The sequence below is a fragment of the Bradyrhizobium sp. AZCC 2262 genome (assembly GCF_036924535.1).
In the GTDB taxonomy this organism is placed as follows: domain Bacteria; phylum Pseudomonadota; class Alphaproteobacteria; order Rhizobiales; family Xanthobacteraceae; genus Bradyrhizobium.
On the sequence record NZ_JAZHRT010000001.1, the window covers coordinates 8,714,070 to 8,727,951 of the forward strand.

Here is a 13,882-nt window from a genome sequence, read left to right on the forward strand (position 1 = left end):
CGCCATTCAATTCGGATTGCGGGGCCTTTCGGTTCCGACTGACGTCTGAACCGGGGCCCTCCCGTTAGGTCTGGACGCGCGTTCTTTACGCGAACCGGTATCCACTTCGCTCGAAAAGGCTTCGCTGCCGCGCTGTGGTTTCGGCTGCCGGTCGAGGCGATGCAGCGCCGAGCGGAGATCGTCGAGCATGGTTGCGAAGTCGCGGGTGAGCGCGGCGCGGCGGCCGACCAGCACATAATCATGGTGTGGTCGCATGGATATGACGTCCAGCCGCTTCACGAGTTCGCGAAGCCGGCGCCGGATGCGGTTGCGCTCGGTGGCAGTACCGTTCTTTTTGGTAACGGTGAAACCGATCCGGATCGGGCCATCATCGTTGCGGAGGCGGCCCTGCACCACGAAGGCAGCGCTGTTCGCCCGCGTGCCATTGGCAACGGCGAGAAAGTCCGCCCGCTGCCTCAGCCGATCCATGAATGAAATCTCCGGAAGATCCGGCTCAGGCGCTCAGACGCTTGCGGCCACGCGCACGGCGGGCGGCGAGAACCTTGCGGCCGCCGGCGGTGGCGAGACGGGCGCGGAAGCCGTGACGGCGCTTGCGCACCAGTTTGCTGGGTTGATAAGTCCGCTTCACGGGTAGTTTCTCCGCTGACCGGGCAATTTGCCTGTTGGATTGAGATCAAGTCCGGTGATGCGGGCCGGCCCGAAAAAGGGCCATTTACGGCCCAAACGAGCCGCCCCCGGGTGGAACCGGGCCATCGCGGACAGTTGGCGCGGCTTATACGGGAGCGACCTGTTTTCGTCAATGTCGGGGGTTGTCGCATCGGCCGTTCTTTGAAACGTCGCAATTGGGGCGAATATATCTGTTTTCGCGGGGTTTTTGTGGGCGAGAAGGCGGCGTGCCCCGATCGGAACCAGCGGACATTAGCGATCGGTAATTTGACCGGTCAGGGGCGCAGAACGCATCCTCGGAATCAGTGTACGTCAGGACCGGCGCCGGTCTTGTGTCCCGGCGAAGCTCCAAACATGGGGCTCCAAACACAAAGATATCAAGGCGGATATTCGTGTCAGCGACCGACGACCAGCCGACCCCTCAAGCGCCGCAGTCCTCGGGCCAGCGGCGCCTTGGGCTGTCCGGCAAGCTTTTGCTGCTGACGATCCCGCTCGTGATGATCGCGCTGCTGATGATCTACGTGCCTTCGATCGCGAATTTCTGGACCAACCGGCTGAACGACCGCCTCGCGGCGGCCAACACCGCCGCTCTGGTGCTGGATGCCGCGCCGCTCGGCATGGTGCCGGATTCGCTGGCGCGGCAGATCCTGACCAGCGTCGGCGCCCGCGCGGTCGCCATCAAGATGGGGCAGCAGCGTCGGCTGCTCGCCAGCGCCGACCTGCCGGCGGCGATCGACCGCGACATCGACATGCGGACGCTGACGGTGTGGTCCGCGATCGTCGAATCGTTTGAGACGATGCTGGAGACCGGCAACCAGACCATTCGCGTGGTGGGGCCTGCGCCGGGAGCTGCGCAATTCATCGAGGTCGTGGTCGATGAAAAGCCGTTGCGGCAGGCGATGCTCCGGTTTTCCCGCAATCTGTTGCTGGTTTCGCTGGGCATCGCGATGCTCACCGCGGGGCTGGTCTACCTCGCGCTGCATTATCTGTTCGTCCGTCCGATGCGGCGGCTGACGGCCAATTTGGTAGGCTTCCACGAAAACCCGGAAAGTGCGGCGCGTATCATCGTGCCGAGCCAGCGCGGCGACGAGATCGGGGTCGCGGAACGCGAATTGTCCGACATGCAGCGCGATCTCGTCTCGATGCTCTCGCAGAAGAGCCGGCTCGCCGCGCTCGGCCTCGCGGTGTCGAAGATCAATCACGATCTGCGCAATCTTCTGGCGTCCTCGCAATTGCTATCGGACCAGCTCGCCAGCGTGCCGGATCCGCGCGTGCAGCGCTTTGCGCCGAAACTGATGCGTTCGTTGGAGCGCGCCATCGATTTCTGCCAGTCGACGCTCTCGTACGGCCGCGCGCAGGAAGCCGAACCGGACCGCCGCATGATCCTGGTCGAGCCTGTGGTGGCCGAGGTGCGCGAATCCGCCGGCCTCGCCGCTGATGCTTCGGTCACATGGATCAGCGCAATCGAGCGCTCGCTTTCGATCGACGCGGATCCCGACCAGCTCTTTCGCGTGCTGCTCAACCTGGTGCGCAACGCCGCCCAGGCGCTGGAAAGCGCCAAGGGCGATGCCGCGACCTTGCAGATCCGCATCACCGGCCGCCGCGAAGGCTCGGTTGCAATCCTCGAGGTGTCCGACACCGGCCCTGGCGTGCCGGCGAAGGCGCGCGAGCATTTGTTCGAGGCGTTCCAGACCTCAGGCCGCCCCGGCGGCAGCGGGCTGGGGCTGGCGATTGCCGCCGAACTGGTGCGCGCCCACGGCGGCGACATCCATCTGGTCGAAGGCACCATCGGCGCCACCTTCCGGGTCTCGATCCCCGACCGCCCTGTGGAACTGCAGAGCGTCCGCAACGAGCGGGCGCGGGCTTGAGGCGCCCGATCCGTCATTCCGGGGCATCGCGAAGCGATGAACCCGGAATCTCGATGTGATTACAGGGAGAATCGACCTCCACGCTGCCATACGTTCCGTAACGGCATCGGATTAACCGCCCCTGATTGGCCGGTCAGAACCTGCTTTCCGAGACCTTGCAAAGCGGGGCCGGAGCGGGTAGCTAAAGCGCTCTTTCGCGACCGTCCGGACCTTATTCGGACGCATCAGGGCCAAGCGGCCCAAATGCACAAGCGAAAACGCGCCCGTAGCTCAGCTGGATAGAGCACCAGACTACGAATCTGGGGGTCAGGAGTTCGAATCTCTTCGGGCGCGCCAGAATACGCTTCCAGAACAGTAGCTTGTCTTTCCATGGTTATTTGGCGCGAGGGCCAAATAAGCAAAATCGCGGGGTGCGAACGGTCTTTTGTGGACGCCGGCTCGCGTATAGAGCCCGCACACCGCGGTGCACCGGGAGCGTTGCTTGTCATGCGCCTTTGCGCGCAGACGCGCCGGTGAGTCCCATTCGCGATCTGGATTGCCCCCGATCAGGGATGCGCCGCCGCTATCCCCAGCGCGGTCTACCAGTTAACCGATTAGGTTGAATTTTTTGCGTTTTCGGCTAATGTTCCGCGTGTTCGAATCGCGGCATTAGGAACAGAGCCATGAGCAACCTTACCCCGTTTGGAATCACCTGCCGGAAGCTCCGGCTGGATAAGGGGCTGCGGCTGATGGACGTAGCTCGCAAGCTCAATTGTAGTTCGGCTTTCATTTCCGCTATCGAGACCGGGCGGAAGCCCATTCCAGACGCCTACATGCTATCGGTCGCCAGAGCGATGGACCTCTCGCCGGCAGAAATACGAGAGTTGCGTGGGGCATGCGACCGGACCCGTAAGGAAGTGTTGGTCGAGACGTTGCCGGAAGAGCAGCGCGAATTGGTGGCTGCGTTCGCCCGCAGACTCGATCACGTGCCCAAGCATGTGATGGCCGAGCTCAAGAAGGCCGTGCTGAAGTCGATCGCGGGAGAAGTGCCGTTTCGCCGGTCGCGGAGGGGAATGATCGTCCCGCCGCTTTCCACAAAAACTATTCGCGGCTTCTCCGAGCAGGTCCGTGATGCCTTCGTTGAAAGAAACACCATCGAATTCCCCATCATGGACGTCTTGGAATTTCGGATGGCAAGAATTTTCGAGGGCTTCTACATCGATCCCAGAGACGCAGAGTTCATGGGCGATGACGAGGGAAGAGTGACTGCAGGCAGCAACTGCATCCTGTTGCGTGAAGATGTCTACGAAGGTGCTTGGTCAGGCAATCGCAGGGATCGGTTTACGGCCTGCCACGAGCTCGGTCATTTCTTGATGCATCGGACGATCACCATGGCCCGCGCCCGTCAGGACAGCGACAAGATTTTCTGCGACGCCGAGTGGCAGGCAGACACGTTTGCCGGATCGCTGATGATGTCGCCGCGCCACCTGCCGTTGTTCTCGAACGCGGCGGAGGCGGCGGAAGCCTGCAAGATGACCGGCTACGCGGCCGAGGTCATGTGGAGCAAGTACGAGGCGGAGGGAAAATTCCCTCAGCCGACCGACCAGATGGCGATGTTCTAGGAGGACTGCATGAGCGCCGAAGTGAATGATTGAGGTCGCCTGTACCACCCGGACCTGAAGGGGGTGGGGGCGTCCGGATCGGTGGTTGCACACCGATCCGAACGCCGAAGGCCAAGGCCAACAACCCAATGCGCTCGTAGCTCAGCTGGATAGAGCAGGTGCCTAGTAAGCCCGAGGTCGCAGGTTCGAGTCCTGCCGAGCGCGCCATCCGCAACGAACGCACATAGGTTCTATAGCCTATGTGGCCTCCGTTGTTAAATCGTCAATGCCCATAATTTCAAGTCTCCCCTGACACTTCGCGTCGCCTCTTAACCTTGCCGCGCGCAAATCCTCTAGACGCGGTGGCGTACACGCCACGGAGTTCCGCTTCCAGCAGGCTGTTGGCCACAATGAGCGCCTGCACCGTGGCGCGCAGGTCGCCGTCGCATGCCGTGATCGCTTGGTCGGTCGCGATCTCCAGCGCGTCTGGTTCAGGCTGCTGATTTGGTTCCGGGCTGCCGGGCATTGCGATGGTCCGTGATCAGCACATAACATATCGTTCTTGGTTTGTTCTGTCAACGGAGCGTGCCAGACGTCGAAGCGCCGCAGAGTCGCTTGAGCGCTTGGGCGACACGTTCGCGACGCAGGGCGTAGCGCAAGATCGGACGAAGTCGGAGCGCCGCGGTTTGGGGCGGATGATGGGGTGCTCCATCATAGCGCTACAGCGAAACAATAGTGCCCATCTTCATCGACCGTGGCGCGCCACTCCGCGATTTTGTGTAATTTCGCCGCCGAAGCCTGCCGGCGTCGGTCGAATGCCGCACTTCGTCGCCGCAGCTATGCCGCCGATCTTCTGCTGCGCGACCGCGGCGGCGCTGGCTCTTTAGTCGACGTGAAGATGCGCAAACCTCAGCCGCCTCGCTTGGCGACCTCCGCGCCGTAGCGCGCTCTCGCGTCCTCCACGGCCTGGGCCTGTGCCGCCGCGAGATTCTCGCGCACATCCTTGGCACGGCGCGCGGCATCGAGGGTTGCTTGGGCGTGGCCCTGGAATTGCGGCATCACCTCGCGCGCGATCAGCTCGTACGAGCGCCGTGTCGCCGCCGGATTGGCCCAGTTGTGCGCTAGCAGGAGATACGCGCCGAACCCGCCATTCGACTGCTGCCACAGCCGCTCGATCTGCGCGGCGCAGGCGTCCGCCGTGCCGATGGCGCCGAGACCGGAGCCGTTGATGAACTCGATCATCTCGCTGACCGAGTTGCCGGCCACAGCCATTTGCGGAAACGCTGCGACCTGCTGGAAGTAGCGGAACCAGTGCTCGATGCCGTACTCGACATCGCGATACGCCTGCTCCTTGGTTTCTGCGATATGGCACAATCCGACGAGCCGCCACTTGCTGCGGTCCGCGGTCTTGCCGTGCGCCTTCGCTTCTGTCGTCAGCACGTCCCAGTGCAGCGCCAGCGCGTCGAAGCCGGCGGCGGTGGTGGCCCCGACCGAGAGCATGCCGGCACCATGCCGGCCGGCGAGCTTCGCGCCGGTCGGAGAGGCGACCGCCGCGACCGCCACGTCGAACAGCGGATTGGAGTAGGGACGCAGATGCAGCCGCGCGTCGCGCAAATCCCAGCGATCGTTCTTGAACGTGACCGGCTCGTCGCTGGTGAGAAGCTTCGTGACGATGCCCATCCCGTCTTCCAGCAGGCCGCGGGTCTGGCTCTGCTGCAAGCCGATCATAATGCCGTCGGTCGGCAGCGAGCCCGGACCGAGACCGAGCATGGCACGCCCTTGAGTCAGATGGTCGAGCAGCACGATGCGTTCAGCCACCCACAGCGGATTGTGATAGGACACGCTGATGACGCCGGTGCCGAGCTTGATGTGACGGGTTCGCTCGGCGGCCGCGGCGATCATGATTTCGGGTGAGGCCGACAGCTCGGTTCCAGCCGAATGGTGCTCGCCGAGCCAGGCCTCATCATAGCCGCAGCGGTCGAGCCACTGGATCAGCTCGAGATCGCCTCGCAGCGCGAGCGTCGGGTTGATGCCGGGTTTGTGAAAGGGCGCAAGAAAGATACCGAAGCGCAGGCGGTTCATGGACGATCCTCCGCGGTTGTTATGTGGTCTTTCTCATTGGGATAGTTCTCCGCTTCTTTGACCGGAACAAGGCGGGTTTGCGCGCGGGCGTTTCGCGTATTCCTCGAAAAGACACCAGCCACGTGGGGGGCCCTGCGCCACCAGGTCGTGTAACCCCTGTCGCGAGGCGATCCCGATTGGGCGCGCCTTGATGTCATGACCGACGAGGAAGTCGCGGCCGCAGCGCTGTCCGACTCGGCGCCACGCGAAACGCGCAGGTGATCATTTGTTGGGAGCGGAACTTCCGGTGTTGCCGGTCGAAGGCGGGCCGACCATGATGTGAAATCCGGGAAGGTGTTTGGAAAGTCGATGGCGGAAAAAGCTGAAGTCGTGGTGCTCGGTGCGGGCATCGTCGGCGTATCAACAGCCTATGCGGCGCGGCAGTGCGGGATGTCGGTCGTTCTCGTCGACCGGCGCGAGCCCGGCAGCGAGACCTCCTATGGCAATGCGGGCATCATCAGCAGCGGCTCGATAACGCCGCTCAACAATCCGTCGCTGTGGAAGGCGCTGCCGAAATACCTGACCAACCGCCACGCGGCCTTGCGCTGGAATCCGATCTGGGCGCTTCAGAATATGGGATGGGTCGCGCGTTTTCTGGCGGATTCGGCCGCCTCGCGTCTTCGGCCGCGCGCAGCCGCGCTGCATGGGTTGATCGGCGCATCGGCGAAACTGCACCGGGAATGGATCGTGAAGGCGGAAGCGGGGCATCGCATTCGCGAGACCGGCTGGCTCAGGGCGTGGCGGAGCGATGCGGAACAGTCAGCGAAGCAGGAGCAGGCGTTCCTGGCCGAATACGGCATCGCCAGCGAATTGCTCGACCGGCAGGCTATCTCCGCGCTCGAGCCTGATATCGTGCCGGTCTATAAAGTGGGCCTGCTGCACACAGAGACCGCCTCGGTCGACTCGCCGGGCGCGGTGGTCAAGGCCTATGCACGGATGTTCGCTCGTGCCGGCGGCGATGTCAGGCAGGCAGACATCAAGGCGATCGTGCCCGACGGTGATCGCTGGCGTGTGGCGCTGGCCGATAGTGGGATATTGGCGCGCCATGTCGTGGTCGCAATGGGACCGTGGTCCGCGGATATTTTGCGGCCGCTCGGCTATCGCGTTCCGCTCGCCTTTGAGCGTGGCTACCACCGCGAATTCAAGCCGAACCCCGCACGCCCGCTGCAGCGTCCGGTCTATGATATCGACGGCGGTTTCATCATGACCCCGATGGAGCAGGGCATCCGCGTCACCTCGGGCGTCGAACTGACCGGTCGCGATGCGCCTTCCTCGTTCGCCCAGCTCGATCAGGTCGTTCCTCTCGCGCGTGGCGTGGCTGAATTCGGCGACGCTGTCGGCGATCCGTGGCGAGGATCGCGGCCGACATTGCCCGACGGCCTGCCGATGATCGGTGCGGCGCCCCGGCATGCCGGGCTGTGGCTTGCTTTCGGCAACCAGCACATCGGCTTCACGACGGGTCCCGCGACCGGCGCGGCCATTGCCGCCATGATCGGTGGCGCGCCGCCTTCTTTCGACGTTAGGCCGTTTGCGCCGGGGCGCTACATTTCATGATCTGCGCACCGCAACAGGAACGTTGCGGTGGGCCTGAGCTGGCCGACTGCGATCGCTCGAAAAATGGGCGTTGAGCTTTACAAAGGTCAGGCAGCAGGGCGCCGAAGCCCCGCGGCGTCTTGAGCGGCGGACCCTCGTGCTCGATTTGGTTCGGGAACGGCCCAAATTCTTCAATCAGGTAGGATCGGGAGATTACATTCTGCGTTGGCACACACATTGCAACCATCGCGACGGGCCGTCGTCGCCGTGGGCAATCTTGGCAATCGCTAACTCGCTCTTGCGTGGGACGACGGTTTGGTGACACCGTTGCGTTCGCTTGGCCGGCCTGAGAACGTGGGGGCGCGCTCGCCGGTCCTGGGGTTTTGGTGATGTTGCGTTTGATTGCCCGGCGTCTTGCCATCGGTGTGCTGGTCGCATTCACCGTGATGACGCTCGCATTCCTGCTGACGCGGCTGTCGGGCGATCTTGCGGTTTCGATCGCCGGCCCGTCGGCAACGCAGGCCGACGTCGAAATCGTGCGCAAGGCCTACGGCCTCGATCGCCCGCTCTATATCCAGTTCTTCGCCTGGACCGGCCGCGCCATGGTCGGCGATTTCGGCCAGAGCTATTTCTTCAAGGACAGCGTGGCCAACTTGATCCAGAAGCGCCTGCCGATCACGGTCACGCTCGGCCTGGTCGGCCTGAGCCTTGCGTTGGTCATCTCGATTCCACTCGGCATCCTGGCGGCGCTGCGCGAAAATACCTGGGTCGACCGCGGCGTCACCCTGTTCACGATGGTGGGGCAGGCGGTGCCAAGCTTCTGGCTGGCGCTGATCCTGATGATCGTGCTCGGCCTGCAGCTCGGCATCCTGCCGATCTCGGGCACCGGCACCTGGCAGCATTTCGTGATGCCGGGGATCGTGCTCGCCTTCACGGCGATCCCGGCGCTGACGCGGCTGACGCGCTCGGGGATGATCGAGGCGATGGCGTCCGACTATATCCGCACCGCGCGCGCCAAAGGCCTGTCGCGGGCGCGCATCATCTTCAAGCATGCGCTGCGCAACGCCGCCATTCCCGTCGTGTCGATCGCGGCGGTTCAGCTCGGCTTCATGCTGGGCGGCTCGATCGTCATCGAGACGGTGTTCGCGCTGCATGGCGTCGGCTACCTCGGCTGGGAGAGCATCGCCAAGAATGATTTTCCCGTCGTGCAGGCGGTGGTGCTGGTGCTCGCCGTGTTCTATATCGGCCTCACGCTACTGGCCGACATCCTCAATGCACTGCTTGATCCGAGGCTGCGCACGGGATGAGCGAGCCGATTGCCATTCTGGCGCCGCAGCCTTCGAGCACAGGTAGCTCGCGCATCGGCACCGCCGGCTTTGCGATCGGGATCGCCATCGTCGCGCTCGTCGTCGCAGCCGCCGTCGTCGGCAATGCGCTGGTGCCGCAGGACCCGTTCATTCAGGATCTCGGCAATCGATTGAAGCCACCGTTCTGGATGGAGGGCAGCCAGGCCGGGCACCTGCTCGGCACCGATCAGCTCGGGCGGGATTATCTGGCGCGGCTGGTCTATGGTGCGCGCATTTCATTACTGATCGGCATCATGACGGTCATCACGTCGGGCCTGATCGGCATCACGCTCGGCGTGCTCGGCGGTTTCTTCGGCGGCCGTGTCGACGATGTCGTGCTGTTCGCCATCACGACGCGTTTGTCGATCCCGGTCGTGCTGGTCGCGCTCGCGGTGGTCGGCCTGATGGGATCGGGCCTCGGGCTCGTCGTCGCGACCCTTGGACTGTTGTTATGGGACCGCTTCGCGGTGGTGGCGCGCGCCACCACCATGCAGGTCCGCAACCATGACTATGTCAGCGCGGCCTGGTGCGCCGGCGCTTCGATGCCGCATATCCTGATCAAGGAGATCCTGCCGAACATCGCGAGCCATCTCGCCGTGGTGGCAACGCTGGAGATGGCGCTCGCAATCCTGCTCGAAGCCGCGCTGTCGTTCCTTGGCCTCGGCGTGCCGCCGCCGCTGCCGTCCTGGGGGCTGATGATCGCCGAGGGCAAGGATTACATGTTCTTTTCACCCTGGGTGATCATGATCCCGGGCGTTGCGCTCGCTGTTCTGGTGCTCGGCATCAATCTGGTTGGCGACGGATTGCGTAATCTGCTCGGCGCGGAGCGGCTGCGATGAGCGCGCTGTTGGAGGTCGAGGAACTTCAGGTGAGTTTCGGCGGCCGTACCGCGGCGGTGCGCGGTGCCTCGTTCCGGGTCGAGAAGGGCAAGACCCATTGCCTGGTCGGCGAATCCGGCTGCGGCAAGTCGGTCACCGCGCTGGCGGTCATGAGCCTGCTCGCGCGCGGCGGCCAGCGTTCGGCGAAACGGATGAGCTTTGCCGGCACTGACCTCACGTCGCTGTCGGACCGCGAGATGGCGCGCCTGCGCGGCAATCGCATGGCGATGATCTTTCAGGAGCCGATGACCAGCCTCAATCCGGCGTTTACGATCGGCTCGCAGATGGCGGAAGTGCTGACGCGCCACAAGGGCGGCTCGCGCGCCGCGGCGCTGGACCGCGCCGCCGAACTGATGGGCCGCGTCGGAATCACCGCGCCGGGGATGCGGCTCGGCCAGTTCCCGCACCAGCTCTCGGGCGGCTTGCGCCAGCGCGTGATGATTGCGATGGCGCTAATGTGCGATCCCGAATTGCTGATCGCCGACGAGCCGACCACTGCGCTCGACGTCACCGTACAGGCGCAGATCCTGCGGCTGCTCGCCAACCTCAAGCGCGAACTCGGCCTCTCGATCCTGCTGATCACCCACGATCTCGGCATCGTCGCGCGCGTCGCCGACCATGTGTCTGTCATGTATGCCGGCGAGGTGGTCGAGCGTGCGACGACCGCGGAATTGTTCCGCGCGCCGCAGCATCCCTATACGCGCGGTCTCTTATCCTGCGTGCCGGTGCCGGGCCGCGTACAGCGCGACCGGCCGCTCGGCTCGATCCCCGGTGTTGTGCCGGCGATCGGCCCCGGCTTTGCCGGCTGCGCCTTCCGCTCGCGCTGTGCCCATGCCGACGAGACATGCACGCGCACGATTCCGCGGCGGCAGGCAGGCGATGCGCACGACTATCTTTGCCGGCTCGCGCCTGATAGTGCGGAGCTGCAACCCGCATGACCGCCGCGATCGAGGTCGAGAATCTGCGGTGTGAATTCCGCGTCCATACCGGCTTGATGTCGGCGGAAAAGCGCGTGGTCGCGGTCGACGATGTCAGCTTCAGCGTGCCGGCCGGCAGCGTGCTCGGCGTCGTCGGCGAATCCGGCTGCGGCAAATCCACGCTCGCGCGCCTGATCCTCGGATTGCTCAAGCCGACGGCGGGCGCCGTGCTGGTCGATGGCAAGCGCCTGTTCGACCTCGACCGCAAGGCGCGCGCCCGGCTGATCCAGCCCGTGTTCCAGGATCCGTTCGCCTCGCTCAATCCGCGCCGGCGCATCAAGGACATCGTCGCTTTGCCGCTGGCCGCGCAAGGGACCTTCTCGCGGACCGAGATCGAGCGCCGGGTCGCAGGCATTCTCGAGCGCGTCGGGCTGTCGGCCGCCATGGGCGAGCGCATGCCGGCGCAGCTTTCTGGCGGGCAGCGCCAGCGCGCGGCGATTGCGCGCGCGTTGGTGCTGGAGCCCAGGATCGTGATCTGCGACGAGCCGACCAGCGCGCTCGACGTCTCGGTGCAGGCGCAAATTCTCAATCTGCTCGCCGATCTGCGCCGCGACCTCGGGCTCACCTACCTCTTCATCAGCCACAATCTCGCGGTCGTGGAACATGTCGCGAGCGAAGTTGCGGTGATGTATCTCGGCCGTTTTGTCGAGCGCAACGAAACCGACGCGCTGTTTCGCAGCCCCCGGCATCCCTACACGAAGGCGCTACTGGAGAGCGTGCTGACGCCGGAGCCGGGCAAGGGCGTGCCTGATATCGGCCTCGGCGATGTCATGCCGGATCCGGCCAATATTCCGCCGGGCTGCCGGTTCAACCCGCGCTGCCGCATCGCGGTCGAACGCTGCCGCCATGAGGCACCAACGCGCATGGTCCGGCCGCCGCAGGGGATGGTAGAATGTCATCTGGCATAGGGCGTGCGTCACGCCACGTCACAAAACACGGATAATGGAGGGCGATATGCGTATGCAAAACAGGCTCGGCGCGGCAATTCTGGCGGTGGTGCTGCTCGGCGCCGGTGCGGTACCCGCGACAGCCCAGAAATCCGCCGACACGTTGCGGATCGTGATGCGCGATGCGCTGCCCAACATCGATCCCTATTACAACAATTTGCGCACCGGCGTGGTGATGCACCATCAGGGCTGGGACGCGCTGGTCTACCGCAATCCGGATACGTTCAAGCTCGAGCCGTTGCTCGCCACCGAGTGGAAGCTGCCGGATCCGACCACCATCGAGTTCACGCTGCGCCCGGGCGTAAAATTCCACGACGGCAGCCCGTTCACTGCGGACGACGTCGTCTACACCATCAACCTGATCGCCGATCCGGCGAGCCGGCTGTCGACGCCGGCGAACTACAACTGGCTCGACAAGGCCGAGAAGACCGGCGACCTCTCGGTGCGCGTCACGCTGAAGCGGCCGAACCCCGCGGCGCTGGAATATTTCGCGCTCGTGATTCCGATCTATCCCAAGGCCTATCGCGAGAAGGTCGGGGCCGAAGGCTACGCCAAGGCGCCGGTCGGCGCGGGTCCCTACAAGATGACCAAGGTCGAACCCGGCGTCTCCATCGACTTCGAGCGGTTCGAGGATTACTGGGCCGGCAGCCCGAAGGGAAAGCCTGCAATCAAGAAGATGAGCGTGCGCTTCGTGCCTGACGCCACGACCGAGATGACAGAATTGCTCGCCGGCCGCGCCGACTGGATCTGGAACATGAATCCGGACCAACTCGAGCCCGTGAACCGGATGCCGCATCTGCAGGCGGTGCGGAAAGAATCGATGCGGGTCGGCTATCTCTCGCTCGATGCGGCCGGCCGCACCGGCGCCGACAATCCCTTGACCAAGCAGAAGGTGCGTCAGGCGATCTGGCATGCGATCGATCGCAAGGCGATCGCCGACAAGCTTGTCACCGGTGGCAGCCGCGTTCCGGCAGCACCATGCTTCCCGTCGCAGTTCGGATGCGACGCCGAAATCGCCGTGCCTTACGACTACGATCCGGCGAAAGCGAAGCAGCTCCTCACTGAAGCCGGCTATCCCGATGGCTTCGATGTCGAGCTTGCCAGCTACGTGCTGCCGCAATGGGGCTCGGCGGTTCAGAACTACCTGCATGCGGTCGGCATCCGCGCCAAGCTCAACCAGCTCCAGACGGCGGCCCTGATCCAGCGCGCCAAGGCGGGTGAGCTGCGCATGTATCTCGGAAGCTGGGGCAGCTTTTCGATCAACGACGTCTCGGCGTTTCTGCCGAACTTCTTCGACGGCGGCGCCGACGACTATGCGCGCGATCCCGACGTGCAGAAAGGACTGCTCCAGGGCGGATCGACCATTAACCCGGAGGTGCGCAAGGAGGCCTATTCGGCGGTGATCAAGAAGATCACCGAGCAGGCCTACTGGGCGCCGCTGCACACCTATGTGACGACCTACGGTTACTCCAGGCAGCTCGATTTCACGCCGTATCAGGACGAACTGCCGCGGTTTTATCTGGCGAAGTGGAAATAAAGCCGGACCTCACTGCGGTCGTTCGTCACGTGCACTGCGCGGGGCTTCGGCCCCGCGACCGAATGCCGTGGAGCTCACCTCTCCCGGCAGCCCGGAATTCCCGAATATTTAATCTTTCGGCTGCATAGTACCTTCTTTGGATACAGTCTCCCTTAATGTCCGCCCGAGTTTTTTCGCGATGGTCGAAACCCGGATTGCACCACGTGTCCGTATCATGAAGGCCGCCAAAATCGAGTATGGCGGCGACAAGTATGCCTGTACCGTTCGCGATATTTCCGCCACGGGCGCGGCGCTGGATTTTCCGGACCTGATCCGTATTCCCGATGAATTCACGTTGATCCTCCCCGAGGACGGATTGAAGCTGCCCTGCCATGTCGTTTGGCGCAGCGCGTACAGGGTCGGCGTAGCATTCGACTAGCGGCGTAAGAA

Annotated in this window: 13 protein-coding genes and 2 tRNA genes; 11 read left to right on the plus strand and 4 right to left on the minus strand. The window is 64.0% G+C overall.

From position 1 onward, the window contains the following. Positions 1-6: 6 nt before the first annotated feature. Positions 7-468: a ribonuclease P protein component gene (gene rnpA / locus V1283_RS40890; RefSeq protein ID WP_334392229.1), complete on the minus strand. Its 462-nt coding sequence runs from the start codon at positions 466-468 to the stop codon at positions 7-9. A 25-nt stretch (positions 469-493) separates the two neighbouring features. Further along, positions 494-628 (minus strand): 50S ribosomal protein L34, encoded by a 135-nt coding sequence (gene rpmH / locus V1283_RS40895; RefSeq protein ID WP_008542748.1) that lies wholly within the window; start codon positions 626-628, stop codon positions 494-496. 430 nt (positions 629-1,058) lie between these two features. Between rpmH and V1283_RS40900 the strand changes: the two genes are divergently transcribed. The 4 genes from V1283_RS40900 (at position 1,059) to V1283_RS40915 (ending at position 4,342) form a co-directional block, all read left to right on the plus strand. Beyond that, the gene (locus V1283_RS40900) at positions 1,059-2,534 is read left to right on the plus strand and encodes a HAMP domain-containing sensor histidine kinase (RefSeq protein ID WP_334392231.1); all 1,476 of its coding nucleotides are present in this window, start codon (positions 1,059-1,061) and stop codon (positions 2,532-2,534) included. A 259-nt stretch (positions 2,535-2,793) separates the two neighbouring features. Further along, positions 2,794-2,870: transfer RNA gene (locus V1283_RS40905), tRNA-Arg, on the plus strand. A gap of 326 nt (positions 2,871-3,196) precedes the next feature. Then, the gene (locus V1283_RS40910; protein WP_334392232.1) at positions 3,197-4,135 is read left to right on the plus strand and encodes a helix-turn-helix domain-containing protein; all 939 of its coding nucleotides are present in this window, start codon (positions 3,197-3,199) and stop codon (positions 4,133-4,135) included. 130 nt (positions 4,136-4,265) lie between these two features. Further along, positions 4,266-4,342, plus strand: a tRNA-Thr gene (locus V1283_RS40915). Between the two features lie 70 nt (positions 4,343-4,412). Here V1283_RS40915 and V1283_RS40920 read toward each other — a convergent pair. Both V1283_RS40920 and V1283_RS40925 read right to left on the minus strand, forming a co-directional pair. Further along, positions 4,413-4,640 (minus strand): hypothetical protein, encoded by a 228-nt coding sequence (locus V1283_RS40920; RefSeq protein WP_334392233.1) that lies wholly within the window; start codon positions 4,638-4,640, stop codon positions 4,413-4,415. A 383-nt stretch (positions 4,641-5,023) separates the two neighbouring features. Next, positions 5,024-6,196: an LLM class flavin-dependent oxidoreductase gene (locus V1283_RS40925; RefSeq protein ID WP_334392234.1), complete on the minus strand. Its 1,173-nt coding sequence runs from the start codon at positions 6,194-6,196 to the stop codon at positions 5,024-5,026. A 348-nt stretch (positions 6,197-6,544) separates the two neighbouring features. Here V1283_RS40925 and V1283_RS40930 point away from each other — a divergent pair, with 348 nt between their 5' ends. The 7 genes from V1283_RS40930 (at position 6,545) to V1283_RS40960 (ending at position 13,871) form a co-directional block, all read left to right on the plus strand. Beyond that, complete coding sequence (locus tag V1283_RS40930) at positions 6,545-7,789, plus strand: NAD(P)/FAD-dependent oxidoreductase (protein WP_334392235.1); 1,245 nt, start codon at positions 6,545-6,547, stop codon at positions 7,787-7,789. Positions 7,790-8,157: 368 nt separating this feature from the next. Beyond that, on the plus strand, positions 8,158-9,075 hold the full coding sequence (locus V1283_RS40935; RefSeq protein ID WP_334392236.1) for an ABC transporter permease: 918 nt from the start codon (positions 8,158-8,160) through the stop codon (positions 9,073-9,075). Further along, positions 9,072-9,953 carry an ABC transporter permease gene (locus V1283_RS40940; protein ID WP_334392237.1) on the plus strand — a complete coding sequence of 294 codons (882 nt, stop codon included), beginning with the start codon at positions 9,072-9,074 and terminating at the stop codon, positions 9,951-9,953. The genes V1283_RS40935 and V1283_RS40940 overlap by 4 nt, the downstream gene beginning before the upstream one ends. Continuing rightward, entirely contained in the window at positions 9,950-10,930 is a 981-nt protein-coding gene (locus tag V1283_RS40945) for an ABC transporter ATP-binding protein (protein WP_334392238.1), read from the plus strand. Before V1283_RS40940 ends, V1283_RS40945 begins: the two co-directional genes overlap by 4 nt. Then, entirely contained in the window at positions 10,927-11,877 is a 951-nt protein-coding gene (locus tag V1283_RS40950) for an ABC transporter ATP-binding protein (protein ID WP_334392240.1), read from the plus strand. Before V1283_RS40945 ends, V1283_RS40950 begins: the two co-directional genes overlap by 4 nt. Before the next feature lie 46 nt (positions 11,878-11,923). Continuing rightward, on the plus strand, positions 11,924-13,453 hold the full coding sequence (locus V1283_RS40955; RefSeq protein ID WP_334392241.1) for an ABC transporter substrate-binding protein: 1,530 nt from the start codon (positions 11,924-11,926) through the stop codon (positions 13,451-13,453). Positions 13,454-13,631: 178 nt separating this feature from the next. Then, positions 13,632-13,871, plus strand: a complete 240-nt coding sequence (locus tag V1283_RS40960; protein WP_334392242.1) for a PilZ domain-containing protein — start codon at positions 13,632-13,634, stop codon at positions 13,869-13,871. Positions 13,872-13,882: the final 11 nt, after the last annotated feature.

What these genes read in the sequence shown, in the direction of transcription:
- V1283_RS40960 (WP_334392242.1), top strand. Translation starts at nt 13,632, where the DNA reads ATGGTCGAAACCCGGATTGCACCACGTGTCCGTATCATGAAGGCCGCC.
- V1283_RS40935 (WP_334392236.1), top strand. Translation starts at nt 8,158, where the DNA reads ATGTTGCGTTTGATTGCCCGGCGTCTTGCCATCGGTGTGCTGGTCGCA.
- V1283_RS40950 (WP_334392240.1), top strand. Translation starts at nt 10,927, where the DNA reads ATGACCGCCGCGATCGAGGTCGAGAATCTGCGGTGTGAATTCCGCGTC.
- V1283_RS40920 (WP_334392233.1), bottom strand. Translation starts at nt 4,640, where the DNA reads ATGCCCGGCAGCCCGGAACCAAATCAGCAGCCTGAACCAGACGCGCTG.
- V1283_RS40910 (WP_334392232.1), top strand. Translation starts at nt 3,197, where the DNA reads ATGAGCAACCTTACCCCGTTTGGAATCACCTGCCGGAAGCTCCGGCTG.
- V1283_RS40925 (WP_334392234.1), bottom strand. Translation starts at nt 6,196, where the DNA reads ATGAACCGCCTGCGCTTCGGTATCTTTCTTGCGCCCTTTCACAAACCC.
- rnpA (WP_334392229.1), bottom strand. Translation starts at nt 468, where the DNA reads ATGGATCGGCTGAGGCAGCGGGCGGACTTTCTCGCCGTTGCCAATGGC.
- V1283_RS40940 (WP_334392237.1), top strand. Translation starts at nt 9,072, where the DNA reads ATGAGCGAGCCGATTGCCATTCTGGCGCCGCAGCCTTCGAGCACAGGT.
- V1283_RS40930 (WP_334392235.1), top strand. Translation starts at nt 6,545, where the DNA reads ATGGCGGAAAAAGCTGAAGTCGTGGTGCTCGGTGCGGGCATCGTCGGC.
- V1283_RS40945 (WP_334392238.1), top strand. Translation starts at nt 9,950, where the DNA reads ATGAGCGCGCTGTTGGAGGTCGAGGAACTTCAGGTGAGTTTCGGCGGC.
- V1283_RS40955 (WP_334392241.1), top strand. Translation starts at nt 11,924, where the DNA reads ATGCGTATGCAAAACAGGCTCGGCGCGGCAATTCTGGCGGTGGTGCTG.